Source organism: Ktedonobacterales bacterium (assembly GCA_036557285.1).
In the GTDB taxonomy this organism is placed as follows: domain Bacteria; phylum Chloroflexota; class Ktedonobacteria; order Ktedonobacterales; family DATBGS01; genus DATBHW01.
The window spans coordinates 70880-87849 of sequence record DATBHW010000040.1; the positions used below are offsets into that span (position 1 = coordinate 70880).

Consider the following 16970-nt stretch of genomic DNA (forward strand, 5'->3'; position numbering starts at 1 on the left):
CTTTCTCTTGCAGTCTGGCTCTGTATCTGCTATCCTGAGAAAGAAAGTGGCGGTGGCCTCTCAACGTCTCTTGAAGCAAACATTCCACCCCCCAAACCCATCAGGCGATTCGGAGCGGCATCTCATAGTGTCAGCGTAGACATGGAGGCGCGAATGGCGATTAGCAGAAAAGCCCCAGCAGAGATCAAAGGCGGCCTTGATCCGGTTGAACTCTATCGAACAATGGCGCTGGCGCGCGCCATGAATGAACTGTTGAAGATTCGCAAGACGCAGAGCAGATTCCCGTTCTATATCGGCTGCGCTGGACATGAAAGTATGGCCGCGCTTGTGGCCGCCCTCGATGATGAGGACTGGCTGGCGTTCTATTATCGTGATCTGGCGGGCTGGCTTCAGCGTACCAAAGACCTCTATGGCCCTTTGCGCGAGGCGTATTCGCGGGCAACCGGCCCGATGGGCGCGGGGCGCAATATGCCCTCCCACTACAGCAGCCGCCAATTCCATATTCTGCCGACCTTCAGCGAAGTCTCAGGGCTGGCGCCGTTTGCAGGCGGGGTTGGTTTCGCGTTCAAGCGCGATGGCAGCAAACGCATCGTGCTGTTCTGCACTGGCGATGGCGGAGTTGCCACCAATGACTTTAATGTCCTGTTCCGTCAGGCGACGGTGCATAAACTGCCGGTGCTGATGGTGGTGGAGAATAATGGCTGGGCGATTACGACCCATCATGATGAGAAAGAACAGGTGCAGTGGGCCGGAGACCTGGTTGCCTGGGCGCGAGCGGCTGAAGCCATTGCTATTGATGTTGATGGCACGAACGCGCTGGAGACGTATGAGAAGACGCGCGAGATTGCTCAGGAACTGCGCAGCGGCAAAGGCCCGGCGCTGATCCATCTGCATACGGGCCTGCTGGACCCGCATTCAAGCAGCACCGATATTAAAGCCTATCGCACTGTTGAGGATATTGAGGACACCTTTGCCCACAAAGATCCGCTGAAGAACACCGCGCGCGCGCTGATTCGGAGGGGCTATCTTTCCGAAGAGCAGATAGAGCAGATTCAGAAAGAGGCGAAGGACGCGGTGAGGCGGGCCGAGGCAGAAGTGCTGAAGGAGCCGGATGTCGGCGCTGATCGCGTGCTACAGCACGTTTTAACGCTGCCAACGCCTGAAGCGCATCCGCCTGCGGGCAATCGCCGCAAGATGAATATGCTGGGGGCGATCAACGAGGCGCTGGTTGAACTGCGCCAGGGCGATCCCGGCTTCTTTGTGTATGGGCAGGATGTTGGCAGCCCGCGTGGCGGCGTCTTTGGCGCGACTCAGGAGATGGTGAAGCAGTTCCCCGGAACGGCGATTAGCAGCCCCCTGAACGAACAGGTCATCGTTGGCATTGCTGCCGGGGCCAGCATGGCCGCCGGTCGCCCGCGCTGCGGCGAAGTGCAGTTTGTGGATTATCACCAGTCGTCGGCGCAGACGCTGCGGCTGGGCGCGCGCATCCTCTATCAAAGCAACGGCGACTGGAACTGCCCGGTGCTGCTGCGGATGAAGTCTGGCAGCGGCGGCGGCGGCCCGATCTCTGATGCTGGCAGCGGCGGCGGCGCTTTTGGGCATTCCAACGCGGGCGAGCAGTGGTTTACCGATATTCCTGGTTTGATTACGGTCTGCCCCAGCACGCCTTATGACGCCAAGGGGCTGCTGCTGGAGGCCGGGCGTTCGCCCTCGCCAGTGGTGTATCTGGAGCGTGGGCGTCTGTATCGCTCAGACCCGCCGAAAGACCCCAACGGCGAGTTCATCCCTGAGCTTGCCGAACTATGGGAAGTGCCTGATGGCTACTATACCGAGCCGCTGGGCAAGGCGCGGCGCATTCGCCTGGGGAGTGGTCCGTCGGCGCTGGCAATTATCTCCTGGGGGACGATGACGTTGGAATCGGCGATTGCGGCGGCGCGCTATCTTTCGGAGTATCCGGGCGAGTCGGTGGAGATCATAGACCTGCGCACGCTGATGCCGCTGGACGAAGAGACGATTGCGGGAGCGGTGCGCGCGGCGAACCGGGTCATCGTGGTGACGGAAGAAGCTGATCTGGCGCCGTTTGCGCGGCACGTGCATTCGTGGATTACGCAAAAGCTGTTCTGGGAGTTGGACTGCACGCCAGAGGTCATCGCTGCGGTTCGCGCGCCTGCCGCGCCATACAATGCGGCTGAGGAGATGGCTTTTTATCCAACTGCGCAGGATATTTATGAAACCATGATCCGCCTGGCGCGAGAGTAATCTTCGGAGAGCGTTTCTTGCAAAAAAATTATTCGATATGCAACTTTGCCTCCCGCGCTGCGTATACCTGGCAGTATATGCAAATCAAAACCCCTCAAAAAGACAGGAGGGCGCGAGGGTGGCACACGTAGGAGCGATGGTTGCCCGGCTCGCCACAGGGCGACCCAGCGGGGCATACCGCAAGGCTGAAGACGAACGCTGGCGAGGGAGTGCTGCGATGACCGGCACGATAGAGCATGTCGAGGATACCGCGTTGGTGCGGCGCACGCTCGCCGGTGAACAAGATGCTTTTGCCCAGCTAGTGGAACGCTATAAAGACCCGGTGTATCATGTCGCCTATCGGATGCTGAGCAATGCTGCTGAAGCTGAGGATGTGGCGCAAGAAACGTTTGTGCGCGCCTATACGCAGCTAGGCACGTATAAGTCCGAGCATCGTTTTAGCACCTGGCTGCTTTCTATCGCTTCGCATCTGGCGATTGACCAACTGCGTCGTCGTCGTTTTCTGGCGCTCCCGTTGGAAGATGTTCCGCTCCTCGACTGGCTGGCCGATAACGATACCGGCCCGGAGGAAGCGGCGCTTGAGGGGGAGCAGCAAGATGAGATGCAGCAGTTGATTGCGAAGTTACCTTCTAAGTATCGCGCGGTTGTGGTCTTGCGCTACTGGCAAGATCTTTCGTATGAGGAGATCGCCACTGCGCTGAACCTTACGCCAGCTCTGGTGAAGGCGCGGCTCCATCGCGCGCGTGAACTCCTGGCCCGTCACATCAAAGAAGATGAGAAGGAGGAGGATGGTTATCATGCGTTGTCGGCAGGTTAGGGGCATGCTGCCCGCTCATTTCAATAAAGAGCTTTCTGAGGGAGACCGCCGCGTCCTTGAGACGCACCTGGCCGCCTGCTCTTCTTGCCACACGCACTGGCGACACCTGTATCGCGCCGAAGTCTGGTTGACACGCGCCTCCGAGCAATCGCAACTCAAGCGCGGACCTTCGGTTGATTTCACGGCTTCGGTGATGGCTGCGATTGCCACGCAGCAGCAAAAAAGTGCGGCTAATCACAGCGTTCAGGGAGACGCGCGTGAAGGGCAAACCGCCCAGATCGAGGAAGGGCCAGCAGGCGTGATTTTACCGTTTGGCCCCTGGGTCGGCTGGAATGCGAGCATGCTGAGTGTGTGGAGGACTTCGCCGCGCGTGGTCCTTTCTGGAGTACTGCTTGCCGTCTTCGCCGTCATGGTTGGGGTTATTGCGCTTGCTGTCTTGCTGACACAGCCCGCGCTGGCTGCCCAACTCTTCGCTGCTGGAACCCAGGTTCTCGGAGGTCTCGCTGCGGCGCTTGCTTCGCTGGTGGCGATGCTCTCAGTTTTTGCCGATAACCAGTTTCTGCTTGCGGGCGTGGCCGTTGGCTATGTGGCGCTGGCGGTCCTCTGGTTCCGGCTCATGCGCCATCAGGAGTATGAGCGCCATCAGGGGTACGAAGAGGTTGAATCATGAGGCGCCATCGGTTCGTGCTGCTGGGGGGTGGGGCGCTGCTCTTCCTCTGTCTGTGCGTGGGGTTGATCGCGGGGGCAAGCTCTTTCTTTGGTTCCTGGCATCCCTGTGGGGGCGCCAGCAACACCTCTAGCTCCAACATCACGGTCTCCCCAGGCCAGACTGCCGAAGACATTACAGCGTGCGGGGGCAATGTGGTCATTCTTGGACATGTGACAGGTGATGTTGCCACTTATGGTGGCAATGTGAACGTCTCATCGTCCGGGATAGTGGATGGGGACATCAAGAGCTATGGTGGTCATGTGGAGATTGCTGGTCTGGTGGAAGGCGATGTCGCCAGCTATGGCGGCGGGGTGAAGCTTGATGACACGGCGTATGTCGGTGGTGATGTGCAATCGTATGGCGGCGCGATTACCAAAGCGCCGGGCGCGCGTGTGGAGGGGGATATTGACAGTAATCACCCCAACAGTTTTAGTCTGACCAACCTGCCCTTTTTGAGTCCGTTTGGCTTTCCTTTTCCGGTGGCGGGTACCATCGTCTGGGTGCTGATTGCCGCTGCACTGGCTCATTGGTTCCCCCAGCGCACCTTGCGGGTTGGCGAGATTATGTTTAGCCGCCTGCCCCGCAGCCTGGCGGTTGGCGCGCTCAGTTGGGTGCTGGGCCTGATCCTGGCGGTCATTCTGGCGCTGACCATTATTGGTATCCCGGTGACGCTTGCCATAGTTCTGGCGCTGGCTGTAGGGGCTATTATGGGCAATGTTGCGGTTGGCTGGCTGATTGGGCGCGCGGTACTGCATCGGATTGCCCGGCGCGACTATTCGCCTGTTGTGGCCGCAATGGTTGGTGTTGCTATCCTGACGTTCATCGAATCGGTCCCATTTGTGGGCTTGCTCTTCAGCATCTTCATCGCCATCCTGGGTGTCGGGGCAACCTTGCTGAGCCGCTTTGGCTCCAGGCGCTGGAGGCCCTCCTCACTACGCCGCCCGGCTGCGTAAGCGCAGGCCAGGATTGTCGCTAACAGCGAGAAAGCGACAATGGTCAGGGGAGAGGCGACCCCTTCTTTTCTACTCTTCTCCTCCTTCCTGTACCCTTCTTGACTATTTGTTGAAAAAACACAAGACAGCTCGTGGTAATGTGTGATAGAATGCACAAGGCATCCCCCCTGGGTTGACCAGGGGGACGCCTATCCCGGCCCGTGGCGTTTGGTGGAAAGAGGGGTAGTCCACCTGCGCCGGATGCCGTCAAGGCTGGCAGTGGACGCATGATAGAGATTGAACTAACCGATTTGGCTCACGGGGGTGATGCGGTAGGTCGCTATGAGGGGCGCGCGGTCTTCATTCCCGGAGGCATTCCTGGCGAAGTGGTGCGCGCTGAAATTACGGAAGAGCGCCGCGCCTATGCGCGCGCCCAGATCGTGGAGATTCTGCGGGCGTCGCCAGACCGCGTGGTTCCGCGCTATCCTGACCTCAGTGAGACGGGTGGCTTTCAGTGGCAACATCTGGCCTATCCGGCTCAACTGACCTGGAAAGCGCGCATTCTGCGCCAGCTCCTCATCCGTCTGGGGAAGGCTCCGAACCCGCCTGTGCAGCCGACCCAGGGAATGCCCGCTGGCTCGGATGTCTGGCGCTATCGGACTGTCGCTCAGTTTGCTGTTGGAATGGATGGCGCTATCGGCTTTCGCAAGGTTGCCAGCCATGATGTGCTGGATATGACCGAATGTCCTATTGTGCATCCGGTGTTGGATGAGATTTATCAGAGTGTACGTTCCTGGCTGCTTGCCCAATGGGGGGAAAGTGTTGGTCAGCAGGTCGAGCGGTTTACGGTGCGTGTGGCGGCCAGTCCGACAACCTCTGATGCCGCCCAGGCTCTGTTGAGTGTGGAGGCGCGCCCAGCCGCTGATCTGAGTGAGGTGAATGGACCACAGGGCTTGGCTGAGGCGCTGATGGCTGCGGTTCCTGGCCTGGCGGGGGTTGTGATTGTGGGCCTGGCCGGAGGGCGCGGGCGCGTGATTGTTGGGCAGGACCACCTGATTGAACAGGTGCTGGGCCATCAATTCCGCATTTCGGCTGGCTCGTTTTTTCAGGTCAACGCGACCCAGACGCCTATGCTGGTGCAGAGGGCTATTGGGCTGCTCCATCCCAGGCGCACCGAAACGATGCTGGATGGCTATAGTGGGGTAGGACTTTTTTCTGTGTTCCTCTCCGAACGCGCTGCTCGTGTGGTGGCGGTAGAATCTCAGCCGAGCGCCGTTGCTGACGCGCGCGCCAGCGCCGCCCTGAATAATCTGACCAACCTGACGGTTCTGGAGGGGGTTCTGGAGCGCGCGCTTGGGCAGCTTCAGCACCAGAATGAACGATTTGATGCCGTGTTGGTCGATCCGCCTCGCGCAGGCTGCCATCCCCGCGCGCTCTCCACATTGGCGGCAATGGCGCCGCGCGCGCTGGTCTATGTCTCGTGCGACCCCAGCACCCTGGCGCGCGATATAGCCTTGTTTACCTCCAATGGCGCCTACCGCCTTACAGCGGTCCAGCCGGTAGATATGTTTCCGCAGACCGCCCATATCGAGAGTGTCTCATTGTTAGAGCGGGTACGCATCTGAGGCGTCAGAGCTTGCTCAGGATGATGTGTACCTGCCCCTCGTGAGTGAGCAGAGCGCCGGGCGGAGGGGTCTGTTGAAGGACGTGGCCTGGCGGCAGACCGATATACCGCTGCTCCCCCATGACGCGCAGCACAAGCTGCTGCTTGCTGAGCATGTCAGCGGCTTCCTCGAATGATTTGCCAATCAGATCTGGCGCGCGGCGCTCGTACAAGGCGTTTGCCATGACCGCAAACCAGGTTTTTAACTCGGCCTTTTGCTTGTTGGCGGCATTGATGGAATCGCGCTCTTTCACGGCATTGATGCGCTGAAAGATGGCATCCTGAACCCCAAAAGGATTGGGAACATCTTTCATGCGCACCTTTTGCTGCTGCCCGGCGGTCTCCACACGCACATTGCCGAAGTCAAAGGTGCGCGCGACGACTGAGGGGACTTCCACAATAACATCCTGTACTTTGCTGTATTCGACAATCGCGCGGCCCTCGAAGAAGATGGCCGCGCCGCGCACGATGTCAATGACGCGATGTGTCGTGAGGATGTACACGTCGTCAACATAGTCAACGTAACAAAAGCCGATCCAGCCCAGGCCCAGCACTGAGCCGATGAGCAAGAGCGGCCAGAAGAAGAAGTGAAAGACCAGTACCAGTATAAGCAACAGTACAATCAGTATGCCCCCTGGCGCCGCTTTGCGGAAGAAGACATAGGGGTGACGCTGAATATACTGGACGGTGCGCTCATCGGGGTGATAGCGGACTTTGCTGCTCAGGCGCAGCGGCCCACCGAAAGTGCGCGCCGGAGTGATCACGACGCCCGGCCTGGGGGGCGGGTCCGGTGAGGGTGGTGGAGCAATGACGGTGGGTTTTGCCAGGTCTTCGATGACCTGGCGCAAGGTCTCATCTTTGATAGGTACCTCGGCAGGCGCCTTGTGTCCAGCAGCATATTGACTCTGGCTCTCCAAAATGGTGTCAACGATGGTGCGCGTATCGGCGATCCCACGCACCTCAAGGGGGCCAGCAGAAGTGGGAAGGATGATGTCGCCATAGTTGAGCAGGTACTGCCACAAGCCGCGCCTGTCGGCGTAGACCTGTTGAATCTTATCAAGCGGCGCTTCTTTGCGCTGGGGTTGCAGCAAACCATGAGCGAGGATAATCCGTTTATCGGTCAAGATGTAGACATGAAACCACCAGTCGGCGACATCGGTAAAGGCCCAACGCAGCAAGAAGATGAGGAAAGTGACGCCGATCACTGCTTCCACCAGCACCCAGATTGGCGCATACGTTGGTGGGGTGACGAGGTGCGCGATGATAACGCCGATCAGCAGGGCCAGCAGCGTAATAGCCGGCCAGCCTGGTTTGATGAGGAACCACCAGTGCTTCCTTTTGAGAAAGATCACTCTCTCGTCGGCCTGCTGTCCCGAAAACCGTCTGGAAGGCTGCTGAGATTGTTGTGATTGTCTGGAGAACGCCCTGCGTAGTCCACGCCTGGCTGTGGGAGCGTTAGCGGCGCCTGGTGGGTTTGGTGTAGCGCTGCTCATCACTGTACGTCCTCTGTGAGCGCCTGGTTAGATGGCCGGTCTTGCCTTTGGTTATTTCTTTGCTTTGCTTTTGGTACTTAATACAACGAGTATTCCTACGACTGCCAGCAGGGCGATGCCAAAAATGACGGGCAGATAATTACTTGCGGTGGCTGCGTTTGGGCCTTGCACACTTACATCGGCATTGGGGATAATGCTGCGAGTGGTATAGAAGACGACGGCAGCGCCGTTGACGATCCCCGGTATCACACCGGCCAGCCGATGGCTGGCAGCGGTTGGCGGCCTACCTGCCCGATGTCCAACCAGATAACCAACGGTGGTGAGGCCACCAAAGGTCAACAGAGTAAACAGAAAATCGCCCTGGGTTGAGAGCGGCGCTACGGTATTGGAGTTCGCTGCTGAGATGCTGTCTCCGCTGAACAAAGCGCGAAAGGCATTTACCAGGTTGACAAAGATAAATTGATACAGTATCCCTGAGCCACCCAGCATGAGGAAGAGGATGACTCCCAGCAAAATAGCTGTCGTAATTACTTCACGTATCCAGCCCCGCCAGAGGCCGATAAAGGCGGCTATGAGGATAATTACGAAAAAACATTCGCTGGATGTGATATACACGGATGCCCCCCATCACGCTTGCCAGCGCGTGTGGCTCCAATGCCTTAAGGCAGGCGACTTGAACATCGGCGGCGTGCATCTACAGGCCGGAACGTACCTTTGCAAATATCATACCATACTGCCGCTGACAATCAAGGGATTCTAGCATGTATCGGCTGCCTGAGTAGGGTAACAGTCGATCAGGCAATCACCTTTCTGTCCTGGTGGTGAGTGGGTTTGTGGTATAATAAAGTAGGATGATATGGCTTCTGGGCGCTGTTCTTTCCTTGCCTGGATGATGAGAGGCAGCGGGTTTTTGACTGCTCATGAAGAGACGATTACCACATTGGGGCGGCGCTTACAGAATGTATCTTCGTGGACAAGGCGCGCCACAAACAGGCAATCTCTGTACCTGTTGTCAGCCTGTGGAGAACTTTTCTTTCTCTTCTCTGATTTTCTTCGCTTTTGCTATGAGCGTGAAGAAGGGGTTGCTCGCGTATGGAACTTGGTATTGTAAAGCCAGTAGGCATTGTCGAACAAATGACGGGCGCCTATCTGGATTATTCAATGAGTGTGATTGTCAGCCGCGCGCTCCCCGATGTGCGCGATGGCCTGAAGCCGGTGCATCGGCGTGTTCTCTATGCGATGGATCAGATGGGACTGCAATCGTCGCGGTCCTTCCGTAAATGCGCAGGTATCGTTGGCGAGGTGCTGAAGTCGTATCACCCTCATGGTGATGTGGCGGTCTATGATACGCTGGTGCGCTTGGCGCAGCCCTGGAATATGCGCTATCCGCTGGTGCTGGGGCAGGGCAATTTCGGCTGTTTCACCAGCGATACCAAAATCTCGCTCCTTGATGGGACCGAGAAGAGTTTTGCCGAGCTTGCGGAATTGCCATCTGATGAGGTTTTTTACGTCTACTCTGTAGATGCTCATGGTCGCATTGTTATTGGTGCAGGACACAATGCGCGGGTCACGCGACGGCAGGCTGAGTTGGTGGAGGTGGCGCTGGATAATGGCGCCAGGATTCGCTGCACGCCAGATCATCGCTTTATGCTGCGCGACGGCGCCTACAAAGAGGCGCAATATCTAACGGCTGATGATAGCCTCATGCCTGGGTATTTTGATACGGCATCTGTACGAGAGGGCATGAGCAAGTATCTACGGGTGATGCAGCCTGCCTCTGGGACATACGAGTTCGTACATCATCTGGCCGATGCCTTCAATGCCGAGCAAGGCGCTGTGCAGTGGTTCACTGGCCCCTATGTACGCCATCATAAGAACTTCAACCGCTTCGATAATCGGCCTACCAATATCGAGCGGATGGATTTCCTGGCGCATCTGCATTTACATGCCGAGCAGGTCGGCGCGCTCTGGAGCAATCCGCAATTTCGGGTGGAGCAACGGGCTGGAATTCGCCGCTACTATGAACAGAATCCGCAGGCCCGTCAGCAGCGCCGCGAGCCTATGGTTCGTCAAAATAAGCTCCATGTATTCCGTCAGGCGAATGGCTTGCGGGTGAGTTCTGCCTTGCAGAAGCGATATGCTGCTGAGCCTGCGCTTCGTATACAAATGGCAGAGCGGATGCGTGCGCTGTGGCAAGATCAGGGCTATCGAGAACGCATGAGTAATGCGCTTCGTGGGATTGAGAAGCGCCCTTTGACACCTGAGCAGCGCACGAATGTATCACGCATTGTTTCTGAGAAGAGCCGCGAAATGTGGGGCGATGACGCTAAGCGTAGAGAAATTGTCGCAGCTATTATCAGGGCGATGGCAAGTGAAGCTGTCCGCGCTAAGGTTTCGGCTGGAGTAAAGGCCGCCTGGGACAATCCTGCTTATCGCGCGAAGTTTGGGCCTCAGCACTTTTCGCGTATGGCGCAGGTGATGTGGAGCAACTCAGATGCCCGTGAGATGCACCAGGCCAAAATTGCCCACCAGTGGATGCAAGCGGAGTTTCGAGCAGCCCAGCGTGCAGGTGTCCAGGCCAGCAATCAGCGACGTGTTGCTGAGAACCCTTTGATGATGGGGGAACTAACTCAAAAGGCTGCCGAGGTTCTCCGTGTCAACTGGAATAGCCCGGCATATCGTCGCCAGGTTATGCGGCAAAAGATTACGGGGTATGTATCACGGCTCCTGAAGGAAGCTTCAGATGGACAGGTAACACCAGAAATCTATGATGCTCGGCGCGATGCCAACTGGATTCCAACCTATAAGAAGGCGATTACCTACTTCGACTCTTGGGAAGAATTGCTTGCGGGAGCAATGCGCTACAACCATCGGGTTGTCTCAATACGTCGGCTGGTCGAGCAGGAAGATGTGTATGACATTACCGTTGAGCGGCATCACAACTTCCTGCTTGCTGATGGCGTGTTCGTTCACAATTCGGTTGATGATGATCCACCAGCAGCCATGCGCTATACTGAGGCGAAGATGGCCGCCATCGCTGATGAATTATTGGCGGATATTGGTAAAGATACGGTAGACTTTATCCCCAATTATGATGGACACGAGACGGAACCTGTCGTCTTGCCCGCCCGCCTGCCTAACCTGCTGCTAAACGGGGCGGCGGGCATCGCCGTTGGAATGGCGACGAATATTCCACCACACAACTTGCGTGAACTGTGCGACGGCATTACGTACCTTATTGACCACCCCGACGCGACGGTTGAAGACCTGGGGCGCATCATTCGCGGCCCCGATTTTCCGACGGGCGGCATCATCCAGGGGCGCGAGGGGATTCGCAACGCCTACGCCAGTGGCCGAGGGCGCATTGTGATTCGAGCGCGGGCGCACACGGAGGAAACCGAGCGCGGCAAGGTGAGCATCATCGTCACAGAGTTGCCCTATCAGGTCAATAAGGCTGATCTCGTCCGTAAGATCAGCGAACTGGCCCGCGATAAGAAGATTGACGGCATCTCAGACGTGCGCGATGAATCAGATCGCCAGGGCATTCGCGTGGTGATTGAACTGCGGCGTGATGCCAGGCATATCAATATTCTCAACCAGCTTTTCAAATATACCTCGATGCAAACGGCTTTTGGGGCCAATGTGCTGGCGCTGGTGGACGGCCAGCCGCGTGTGCTGACGCTCAAGGCGATTCTTCAGCACTACATTCACTACCGCGAGCAAGTCATCACCCGCCGCACGCGCCACGATCTGGCGAAGGCTGAGGCGCGGCGACATATTCTGGAAGGCTTGCAGATTGCCCTCGATCATCTTGATGAGATCATCGAGACTATCCGTCGCTCGCAGTCTTCCGAGACGGCTTCGCGTAACCTGCAAACGAAGTTCAAGCTTTCTGAGGAGCAGGCAAAAGCGGTGCTGGATATGCGCCTGGCCCGACTGGCCGCCCTGGAACGGCGGAAGATTGCCGAGGAATTGGCCGAGGTGAAGAAGAATATCACCTACTTCCAAAAGGTGCTGGCGAATATCAGCGAAGTGCGCGGCTTGATTAAGCAAGACCTGACCGATCTCAAAGAGAAGTATGGCGATCCGCGTCGCACAGAGATTCAGGACGCTGAGGCGGGCGAGTTCACCGAAGAAGACCTGATTCCCAATGAGGAGATTGTAGTCACGCTGACGGAGAAGGGGTATATCAAGCGTTTGCCCACCAACACCTATCGCGCGCAGCGGCGCGGCGGCAAGGGCAAGATGGGCATGGTGACGCACGAAGATGATACGGTGCGCCATTTGCTGGTGGCCCATACCCATGATGGCCTGCTCTTCTTTACCGACAAGGGACGGGTCTTCCAACTGACGGCGCATGAACTGCCCGACGTGGGACGCCAGGCGAAGGGGGATCACCTGCGCAACCTGATTGGCATTGATCAGGGCGAGATGGTGACGGCGGTGGTGAGTGTGCCCAAGTTCGAGGCACGAGATTTTCTGGTGATGGCAACCAGGCGTGGCGAGGTCAAGAAGACCAACCTGGATGAGTTTGCGGTGGTGCGGCGTACCGGCTTGATTGCGATGGACCTGGAAGAGGGAGATGAGTTGATTGGCGCCAAGCGCACCGAAGCCAAAGATCAGGTCGTGCTGGTGACGGCGCTTGGGCAGTCTATTCGCTTTGAAGTGCAAACGCTGCGCTCGGCATCGCGCACAAGTGGCGGAGTGCGCGGTATTCGTCTGGATGAGGCGGATGGTGTGGTCACGCTTGACACCGTTCGTGATGACGCTGAATTACTGGTGGTTTCGGCGCATGGCTATGGTAAGCGGACTCCGCTCGCCGAATATCCTACCCAGGGGCGCGGCGGCGGCGGTGTTCGCACGATGCGCCTGACGGGGAAGACCGGCCCCATTGCGGCGGCGCGGGTCATCAGCAGCGATGATAACGATCTGATGATTATCTCGACTGGCGGGACGGTCATTCGCCAGGATGTGCAGAATATTGCTCAGGCGGGGCGGCCTACGCAGGGCGTTCGGCTGATGAATCTGGCTCAGGGGGATGAAGTGGTTGCCATTGCGACGACAAATGGTAAGCATGGCGACGAGGAAGATGGCCTGGATGATAGCCTGGATGGGGTAGCCGATAGCGACGGACTGTGGGTTGATGCCGCCGACGCGATGCTTCCGACTGATTCCGGCAACTAATTGTTCGAGAATCTCTGAACAGTAAGACCAGGGCTGGCAGGCCAGCCCTGGTCTTTTGGCGCGGGTTTCCAAACCCTGGCGCGCCTCTGTCGTATATATTAAGAGAGTGGAGAGCAATGCAACCGTCGCTCTCCTGCAAGCGTTATTGGTACTATAGCTGACGATGACGCGCACGTGTTATACTGCATGGAAGGACGGTTAGCAGTGCGGCGACACCCACCCCGCGAGGTGGGCGCTGTGAATGGTAGGCAGAATGCAGACTGCCTGCCAATGTGAGGGCAACAGAAGTATGGCTGGGCAGGGACAGACAGGCGCACACCAGGCAGAAACAGGAGATAGCCGCAAGCGTCTGGGTAATGCTGGCGAGCGGCTAGCCGCCGAACGGCTGCGGCAGGCCGGGTATCTGGTGCGGGCGTTGAACTATCGCTGTCAGGCGGGTGAGATTGATATTGTCGCAGAAGAAGGTGGAGATATTGTTTTTGTGGAGGTGAAGACGCGGCGAGGCGATGCTTATGGTTTGCCAGAAGAGGCGATTACGGCTGCCAAGCAGCGTAAGTTGATTGCCGCTGCGCAGACCTATCTGGCTGCGGAGGAATGTTCCGATGCCTCCTGGCGGGTGGATGTGGTGGCGGTCGCGTTGACTCCAGCGGGGAGGTTGCAGGAAGTGCGTGTGTATCGCCACGCGATCAGTGCTGAGTAATCCATCTTTCTTCCTGAAAGCATCTGGACTAGCGCCAACGGCTCCAGGAGCGCCTGAGATTTTCTGCTCGCGGAACCGGGAGATAGGACAAACCATAATGAGCGATTTTATTGAAACGGCCAAACAGAAGATAGGGAAGGGGATCAGCCGGGTAAGTTGGGAAGCCGATAAGCTGCGACGTACTCAAGCGAAGCAGGGCGAGATTAACACCCTCAAGCAATCCCGCGAGCAGGTGCTTGTTGATTTCTCCAACACGGTCCTGATGATGTATCGTCAGGGAGCACTGACGGACCCCCGGCTGCAAGAGTACTGCGAGCGCATCCTGGAAATTGAGCGTGAGATGACCACCAAGAGCGCCGAACTTGAGCAGATACGCTCCGAGATGTACCAGGGAGCGCAGGAGGCCAGGCCGGGTATGGGAGATGCCGCCAGCGCGGCCTCGACCTCTAAGGCCGCCAATCGGGCGGCAGGGGCTTCGGCAGGCGCAGGCCGCGCGGCAGAAATGGCTCCCTGTCCCACTTGTGGAGAGCCAGTGCGCGCAAAGGCGCTCTATTGTAATAAGTGCGGGGCCAGGCTGCGCTAGCTTTTGAGAGATCGCGTGGGACAGGCTGCCCGAATGGTAGCCTGTCCCACCATCGCAATGAAGAAGGGGAAGTAGAGTCCTTGTAGGCTGTTCTGCGTAAGAGAGTCGGTCAGTCAGATGGCCCAGGGGTGTGCTATAATACAGCGTATACCACTTTGGGCGGCAGGGTACGTGCGATGCTTTCCAAGCGCCAGGATGCTTCACAATCGTGGGAACCATCCGACCAGGACATACAAAGCCTGCGTTCGGAAATGGCTTCTTTGGGAGGGGCAGCAGACCAGCCAGTTGTGCTTGATATTGTGAGTCACGGTCTGGCCCAGACTCAGCGGCTCGGCGCTCGACTGGGCGAACTGCTGTGTGGCGGCGATCTGGTTCTGCTGGATGGCGACCTGGGGACCGGCAAAACCAGTTTGACACAGGGTATTGCTGAGGGCCTGGGGGTGCGTGAGGTGGTAAGCAGCCCTACTTTTACGCTGCTCAAAGAGTATGAGGGGCGGCTCCCTCTGTACCATTTTGACCTCTATCGCCTGGATGATGCCAGTGAAATTCTTGATCTGGGCTTTGAGGAATATTTTGAGAGTCATGGCGTCTGTGTGGTGGAGTGGGCCAATAAGGCTGAGCATCTCTGGCCGAGCGAGCATCTGCGGATTCGCCTGAAGATGATTAGTGAAACCAAACGCGGTGTCCTGCTCAGCGGGCAGGGCGCGCGATATGTCAATATGCTCTTTGAGTTCAGGAAAAGCGCGTTTGGCATTGGCGCTTGAGCGCCTACTTTTGCTATATCTGTATGTGGGCGCTTATCGCTGTGCTGCTGGCGGTTCAGCGCGCGGCCCAGGGGAATAGCTCCGTATAAGTGTTCTAGCAACGGAAGTGTCATGCTGCTTGCCCTCGATACCTCAACCCACCTTGCCAGTCTGGCCCTCTGCCAAAATGGCGAGATACAGGCGGAATATACCTGGGATGTCGGCGCCAGCCACAGCGTCGAGTTGCTGCGTCGGCTGGAATGGCTGCTGAAGGAGCGAGGACTGACGCTCTCACAGGTAAGCGCGGTGGCAGCCGCTACCGGCCCTGGCTCCTTCACGGGGGTACGTGTGGCGGTGACAGTGGCGAAAACGCTGGCTTTCAGCCTGAACGTACCCTTGCTTGGCATCAGCACGCTGGATGTTATTGCCTATAGTCAGGCGGCGGCAGCCTTTCCTGTTTGCGCGCTCATGGATGCAGGTCGTGGCGAGTTGTATGCTGCGCTCTATCAACAGGCAACTCTTGATGCGGCCTCGACGGCCAGGCCGCTCCAGGAGAGTTCGCCAGGCGATGGAGCCTGGATTGCTCGCATGCTGCCCATCAGCAATTCGCTGCGCCGGGATGGACTCTACTGGCAGCGCCAGGGGGAGTATCAGGTCGTGACGGCTGAAGATTTGGCCCAGGAGATCAAACACCCTACGCTCTTCTGTGGCGACCTCAGCGCGGGCGCGCGGCGAAAGCTGGCGGAGACGCTGGGGCCGCTGGCCCTTTTTGTTTCCCCGCTCACTTGTGTCAGACGGGCCGGCTTGTTGGCCGATCTGGCGTCTCAGCGCCTGGAGCGCGGCGAGGTAGACGATCCACTGACGCTTGAACCGCTCTATCTGCGCCGACCTCATATTACCGTCAGCGCCAGGCAGCGTCCGCAGCTTCTGGGCCAAAGTGGAGATCGGGGGAAGACATCCGCTCATCCCTCCGCTGGAGGTGGGCGTCCTGCTGTCGGCGCTGAGGATGCGCCAGGTCAGTCGAACGGGCGCGATCTGGCGCTGCAAAGCGAAGATGGCCTGGGCGATGCAAAGGATAGAGAGGCTATGCGCGGTGAGCGTTGGACGAAGCCGACCAGGGGTCTGAAGCGACAATCGGGGTTCACGCCGGGCGATGAGGCCCCTGGTCCGTCTGGGGGGCTTTCTTGGGCGACACCAACATAGATCAGGTAAAGCTCCGAGGCTAGACCAGATGTAGAAAGGGGATCAGGTGCGTTACCTCGTTGAACGAATGACTATGGCCGATGTGCCGCGAGTCGTCGAGATCGAAAAGCTGTCTTATCCCGCAACCTGGCCTCCCAGCGCCTACCGGAAAGAATTACAGGATAACCGTTGGGCGCATTACATTGTGCTGCGGGATAACGCCTTGATCCAGCCCCAGGAGCGCGTCATGCAGGAGCCTGCTGAGCGCCTGCGTCGCCCTTTCCCCCTATCGCTGCTGCCTTCCAGGTCAGTTGCGACGCTTGCGGCCCCTCATCAACTCTCGATTATTGGCTTTGCCGGGCTGTGGTTGATGGTTGATGAGGCGCATATTACCACGATTGCGGTTCACCCCGATTATCGTGGCAAAGGGTTGGGCGAGCTTGAACTGGCAAGCTTGATTGATATTGCTAACCAGATTGGCGCAAAATGGGTGACGCTTGAGGTGCGTGTCTCGAATTATATTGCCCAGAACCTCTATCGCAAATATGGCTTCCGCGAGGCAGGCATGCGCCATCGCTATTACAGCGATAACCAGGAAGACGCACTGATTATGTGGACAGAAGAACTTGCCTCGTCTGCTTATAAAGAACGTTTCCAGAATCTAAAGTCCGCGCTGCTTCGGAGATTGGAAGCAGAGAGTTAAGC

Annotated in this window: 13 protein-coding genes; 11 read left to right on the forward strand and 2 right to left on the reverse strand. The window is 57.8% G+C overall.

The genetic code is table 11. The features are described 5' to 3' along the window. Positions 1-153 precede the first annotated feature (153 nt). From VH599_11305 to rlmD, 5 genes are all read left to right on the forward strand, one after another. Positions 154-2259: a thiamine pyrophosphate-dependent enzyme gene (locus VH599_11305; GenBank protein HEY7348887.1), complete on the forward strand. Its 2106-nt coding sequence runs from the start codon at positions 154-156 to the stop codon at positions 2257-2259. Between the two features lie 118 nt (positions 2260-2377). Next, on the forward strand, positions 2378-3076 hold the full coding sequence (locus tag VH599_11310; protein ID HEY7348888.1) for a sigma-70 family RNA polymerase sigma factor: 699 nt from the start codon (positions 2378-2380) through the stop codon (positions 3074-3076). Next, positions 3048-3746, forward strand: a complete 699-nt coding sequence (locus VH599_11315) for a zf-HC2 domain-containing protein (GenBank protein HEY7348889.1) — start codon at positions 3048-3050, stop codon at positions 3744-3746. Before VH599_11310 ends, VH599_11315 begins: the two co-directional genes overlap by 29 nt. Then, entirely contained in the window at positions 3743-4738 is a 996-nt protein-coding gene (locus VH599_11320) for a polymer-forming cytoskeletal protein (protein HEY7348890.1), read from the forward strand. Before VH599_11315 ends, VH599_11320 begins: the two co-directional genes overlap by 4 nt. 266 nt (positions 4739-5004) lie before the next feature. Continuing rightward, complete coding sequence (gene rlmD / locus VH599_11325) at positions 5005-6342, forward strand: 23S rRNA (uracil(1939)-C(5))-methyltransferase RlmD (protein HEY7348891.1); 1338 nt, start codon at positions 5005-5007, stop codon at positions 6340-6342. Positions 6343-6346: 4 nt separating this feature from the next. Here the strand turns inward: rlmD and VH599_11330 are convergent, their stop codons facing one another. Then, a complete protein-coding gene (locus VH599_11330) occupies positions 6347-7873 on the reverse strand; it encodes a PH domain-containing protein (protein ID HEY7348892.1) in 1527 nt (508 codons plus the stop codon). Positions 7874-7924: 51 nt separating this feature from the next. Beyond that, positions 7925-8488 carry a hypothetical protein gene (locus VH599_11335; protein HEY7348893.1) on the reverse strand — a complete coding sequence of 188 codons (564 nt, stop codon included), beginning with the start codon at positions 8486-8488 and terminating at the stop codon, positions 7925-7927. A gap of 477 nt (positions 8489-8965) precedes the next feature. Between VH599_11335 and gyrA the strand changes: the two genes are divergently transcribed. From gyrA to rimI, 6 genes are all read left to right on the forward strand, one after another. Beyond that, a complete protein-coding gene (gyrA, locus tag VH599_11340; GenBank protein HEY7348894.1) occupies positions 8966-13057 on the forward strand; it encodes a DNA gyrase subunit A in 4092 nt (1363 codons plus the stop codon). 289 nt (positions 13058-13346) lie between these two features. After that, entirely contained in the window at positions 13347-13757 is a 411-nt protein-coding gene (locus tag VH599_11345) for a YraN family protein (protein ID HEY7348895.1), read from the forward strand. Between the two features lie 97 nt (positions 13758-13854). Then, positions 13855-14340, forward strand: coding sequence for a zinc ribbon domain-containing protein (locus tag VH599_11350; GenBank protein ID HEY7348896.1), 486 nt, complete (start codon positions 13855-13857; stop codon positions 14338-14340). Positions 14341-14516: 176 nt separating this feature from the next. Beyond that, positions 14517-15104 carry a tRNA (adenosine(37)-N6)-threonylcarbamoyltransferase complex ATPase subunit type 1 TsaE gene (tsaE, locus tag VH599_11355; protein HEY7348897.1) on the forward strand — a complete coding sequence of 196 codons (588 nt, stop codon included), beginning with the start codon at positions 14517-14519 and terminating at the stop codon, positions 15102-15104. A 111-nt stretch (positions 15105-15215) separates the two neighbouring features. Continuing rightward, on the forward strand, positions 15216-16286 hold the full coding sequence (gene tsaB, locus VH599_11360) for a tRNA (adenosine(37)-N6)-threonylcarbamoyltransferase complex dimerization subunit type 1 TsaB (protein HEY7348898.1): 1071 nt from the start codon (positions 15216-15218) through the stop codon (positions 16284-16286). 46 nt (positions 16287-16332) lie between these two features. Further along, on the forward strand, positions 16333-16968 hold the full coding sequence (rimI, locus tag VH599_11365; GenBank protein ID HEY7348899.1) for a ribosomal protein S18-alanine N-acetyltransferase: 636 nt from the start codon (positions 16333-16335) through the stop codon (positions 16966-16968). Positions 16969-16970 lie beyond the last annotated feature (2 nt).

Bases quoted from the DNA above. Each gene is read 5' to 3' on its own strand.
- VH599_11305 (HEY7348887.1), top strand. From the start codon at position 154: ATGGCGATTAGCAGAAAAGCCCCAGCAGAGATCAAAGGCGGCCTTGAT.
- VH599_11315 (HEY7348889.1), top strand. From the start codon at position 3,048: ATGGTTATCATGCGTTGTCGGCAGGTTAGGGGCATGCTGCCCGCTCAT.
- VH599_11320 (HEY7348890.1), top strand. From the start codon at position 3,743: ATGAGGCGCCATCGGTTCGTGCTGCTGGGGGGTGGGGCGCTGCTCTTC.
- rlmD (HEY7348891.1), top strand. From the start codon at position 5,005: ATGATAGAGATTGAACTAACCGATTTGGCTCACGGGGGTGATGCGGTA.
- VH599_11330 (HEY7348892.1), bottom strand. From the start codon at position 7,873: ATGAGCAGCGCTACACCAAACCCACCAGGCGCCGCTAACGCTCCCACA.
- gyrA (HEY7348894.1), top strand. From the start codon at position 8,966: ATGGAACTTGGTATTGTAAAGCCAGTAGGCATTGTCGAACAAATGACG.
- VH599_11345 (HEY7348895.1), top strand. From the start codon at position 13,347: ATGGCTGGGCAGGGACAGACAGGCGCACACCAGGCAGAAACAGGAGAT.
- VH599_11350 (HEY7348896.1), top strand. From the start codon at position 13,855: ATGAGCGATTTTATTGAAACGGCCAAACAGAAGATAGGGAAGGGGATC.
- tsaE (HEY7348897.1), top strand. From the start codon at position 14,517: ATGCTTTCCAAGCGCCAGGATGCTTCACAATCGTGGGAACCATCCGAC.
- tsaB (HEY7348898.1), top strand. From the start codon at position 15,216: ATGCTGCTTGCCCTCGATACCTCAACCCACCTTGCCAGTCTGGCCCTC.